Origin of the sequence: Sphingomonas sp., from assembly GCF_031361285.1 — a bacterium.
Classification (GTDB): Bacteria; Pseudomonadota; Alphaproteobacteria; order Sphingomonadales; family Sphingomonadaceae; genus Sphingomicrobium.
Window position 1 is genome coordinate 1 of the sequence record NZ_JANMCO010000159.1, and the last position, 3,266, is coordinate 3,266.

The 3,266-nt window shown below is 62.6% G+C and carries 4 protein-coding genes; 2 read left to right on the forward strand and 2 right to left on the reverse strand.

Annotated elements, in window-relative coordinates:
- The first annotated feature begins 9 nt into the window (after nucleotides 1–9).
- Both ctrA and RMO25_RS12895 read left to right on the forward strand, forming a co-directional pair.
- The gene (ctrA, locus tag RMO25_RS12890; RefSeq protein WP_309663009.1) at nucleotides 10–717 is read left to right on the forward strand and encodes a response regulator transcription factor CtrA; all 708 of its coding nucleotides are present in this window, start codon (nucleotides 10–12) and stop codon (nucleotides 715–717) included.
- Between the two features lie 352 nt (nucleotides 718–1,069).
- Nucleotides 1,070–1,597 carry a twin-arginine translocation signal domain-containing protein gene (locus RMO25_RS12895; RefSeq protein WP_309663006.1) on the forward strand — a complete coding sequence of 176 codons (528 nt, stop codon included), beginning with the start codon at nucleotides 1,070–1,072 and terminating at the stop codon, nucleotides 1,595–1,597.
- Between the two features lie 67 nt (nucleotides 1,598–1,664).
- Here the strand turns inward: RMO25_RS12895 and RMO25_RS12900 are convergent, their stop codons facing one another.
- Nucleotides 1,665–2,474: an arginyltransferase gene (locus RMO25_RS12900; protein WP_309663007.1), complete on the reverse strand. Its 810-nt coding sequence runs from the start codon at nucleotides 2,472–2,474 to the stop codon at nucleotides 1,665–1,667.
- A gap of 158 nt (nucleotides 2,475–2,632) precedes the next feature.
- The coding region (locus RMO25_RS12905) for a pyridoxal-phosphate dependent enzyme (protein WP_309663008.1) at nucleotides 2,633–3,266 on the reverse strand (634 nt) is incomplete at its 5' end.

The window sequence follows — 3,266 nt, forward strand, 5'->3', positions numbered from 1 at the left end:
TACCTGCCGATGCGCGTGCTTTTGATCGAAGACGAGCCGACCACGGCAAAGGCGATCGAGCTGATGCTCTCCGCCGAGGGTTTTAACGTCTACACGACCGATTTGGGCGAAGAGGGCCTCGATCTCGGCAAGCTGTATGACTATGACATCATCTGCCTCGACCTGAATTTGCCTGACATGCACGGCTATGACGTGCTCAAGAAACTGCGCGTCGCCAAGGTGTCGACGCCGGTGCTGATCCTGTCAGGCATCAGCGAAATGGATTCGAAAGTGCGCTCGTTCGGTTTCGGTGCTGACGACTATGTTACAAAGCCATTCCACCGCGACGAGCTGGTTGCCCGTATTCATGCCGTTGTCCGCCGGTCAAAGGGTCACAGCCAGTCCGTCATCCGCACGGGCAAGCTGGCGGTCAACCTCGACGCCAAGACGGTCGAGGTCGACGGCAGCCGGGTCCACCTGACCGGCAAGGAATATGCGATGCTCGAGCTGCTTTCGCTGCGCAAGGGCACGACGCTGACCAAGGAAATGTTCCTCAATCACCTCTACGGCGGGATGGACGAACCGGAACTCAAGATTATTGACGTGTTCATCTGCAAGCTCAGGAAGAAGCTGAGCCTGGCCTGCGGCGGCGAAAATTATATCGAGACGGTGTGGGGCCGCGGCTATGTGCTGCGCGACATTGAGGCCGAAACCGCGCCAGAAGCGGCGGTCGCCTGAACCAATTCCACTGGGGGCAAGGAACGGCGGGGCAGCAACGCTCCGCCGTTTTTTTCATGCGCGAATGGTCCCAATGGTCGCAGTGACGAGCATGATTCCGCTAACGCGGTTCGCCGCCTCCGCGAGCGATCGACCAGCAATGAGAAACAGCCGACTCGGGCATGGCATAAGTGCCTGCCTGTAGGACAGGATTTTCGGGTGGCGCGGCGCTAGCGTCCGGTTTGGGTGGAAAGCGGACATTGGAGTGTCGCTGCCGGACTGGCACGTCGCCCGTGCCAAGCCGCTAGCAACAACGTAAGAGCGCCTCAACGGATGAAAAGAGCTGCGGAACCCACTAGGCGGCGGGGCGATCATGACAATATATCAAGCGCTCTACATCGCGATCGGTATCTACGTCCCGCTCCTGGGCGCAACCGCGTACATCACTCGCCCGAACAGGCGCCGATTCCTCGGCGCACTGGCGGGCGGCGTAACCGTTGCGGTCGTGGGCGTCGGTATCGAGACGCTGGCCCACACCTTGGGATTCTGGCGCTATCCGTCGGTCGAGCAGCCCTATGGCCCCTTCGCGCTCTATCCGCTCGTGGTGGCGGTATTCACCATGATAGCCTTGATTGGCTGGCGGGTTCTGAGACGGTTCGGGTGGCGTGGACAAATAATATTCCTCGCGCTCCTAACAACCTTGGGCGTGCTTCGGGATTTTCTTATCGCCGAGCAGGTTCTGGGCATTATCGTCTTTGCTCGCGGTATTGCCATCGTGGTGGTTGATGGGGCCATTTGGACCGGGACTGTAGCTTTAGCCCTGGCCGTCATGCGCCTCGTTGCCGGACCAGCCGGTGCGGATCCGCTGGGCCATAGACTCTGGTCCTTCCGCGCAAGCTGACTGTCCGCTTTGGGTCGAAAGCGGTCATGGACGGGCGTTGCAAAGCAGGACCGGCTGCGGCTCCAGATCAGGCGTCGACCAGGATGCGGCGCGGGCTGCGGGCCGGGATCGGTTGTTCGACGGCCGGCTCGGCCTCCACCACAGGCGCATCGAGCCTCCGCCAGCCGTCGCGGCCGAGGCGTTCCATCGGCCTGAAGTTGGTCTTGTAGGCCATGCGTCCCGAGCCTTCGACCCAATAGCCGAGGTAGACGAATGGCAGGCTGGCGCGGGCGGCGCGGGTGATGTGGTCGAGGATGATGAACGTGCCGAGCCCCTTGCGCGCTTCGGGGCCGACATCGAAGAAGCTGTAGATCATGCTGAGGCCGTCGGCCTGCTGGTCGCTGAGACATGCCCCGACCAGTCTGCCCGGGCGGCCATCGAGCGACGGCTCGCGATATTCGATGACGTAGGAGCGAACCGGCGTCTGCTCGATCATGTCGGCGAAGTCGTTTTCGTCCATCTCGATCATGCCGCCACCGGGATGGCGGTTGCCGAGGTAGCGGCGGAGCAATTCATATTGCTCTTCGGTCGACCACGGCTTGCACGCCGAGACGTCGAGATCGGCGTGGCGGCGGAAGAGTTTGCGCTGCGTTGCGCTGGCCTCGAACTGGTCGGCGAGGACGCGGACCGAGACGCAGGCGGTGCAGTCGATGCACGACGGGCGGTAGGCGACCGATTGCGAGCGGCGGAACCCGATCCGCCCAAGCGCCTCGTTGAGCTCGCCCGCGTTGCGCCCGTTAAGCTCCGTGAACACCTTCCGCTCGATCTTGCCCGGCAGATAGGGACAAGGCGCCGGATTGGTGACGAAAAACTTCGGAAAGCGGAATGGTGCGCTCAACCCAGGCGGCCTTTTCAAACTGGTTACGAAACCCTTTATGCGTCCGGTAAACGCCGAAGGAAAGAGTTTGGAGCAGCGAAAAGAAGGTTAATCCGGCGACTGTCCCAACACGGGCCAGCACAAGGTTAAAAAGTCAGCGGGATCGGCGCGGAAACGGGTTAGTCGAGCTCGGCCCGTTCGACATCGAACCCGGCGGCCTCAAGCCGGCCGATGAGTCGCTCGATCGCCTCGGCATCGCGCGCCTCGCATTCGACCTCGATCACCGTGTCCTTGGCCGGCAGGCGGGTGAAGATGCGGTGGTGAATAACCTCGATGATATTGACCCCGCATTCGTGGAAGCAAGCGGTGATCGCGGACAGCGCGCCGGGCTGGTCGGAGGCGGCTATCCTCAGGCGCGCGATGCGACCGCAGCGGACCAGTTCACGGACCAGCACATTGGCCAGCAGATGAGGGTCGATATTGCCGCCGCACAGGACCGTGCCGACCTTGCGGTCGCGGTACTTCTCGGGGTTTCCCAGGATGGCCGCGAGGCCGGCGGCGCCGGCGCCCTCGACCACGCTCTTTTCGATCCCGACCAAGAGCGCGACGGCATGTTCGATCTCGCGCTCGGCGACCAGATCGATCCGGTCGACCAGGTCGGCGATGATCCGACGGGTCAGCACACCCGGTTCCTTGACCGCGATGCCCTCAGCCAGCGTGTCGCCGCCGATGGCGCGGGTGCCGCCGTCAATGACGTTCTTCATCGCCGGGTAAAGGTCGGCCTCGATGCCGACGATCTCGATGTCCGGCTTG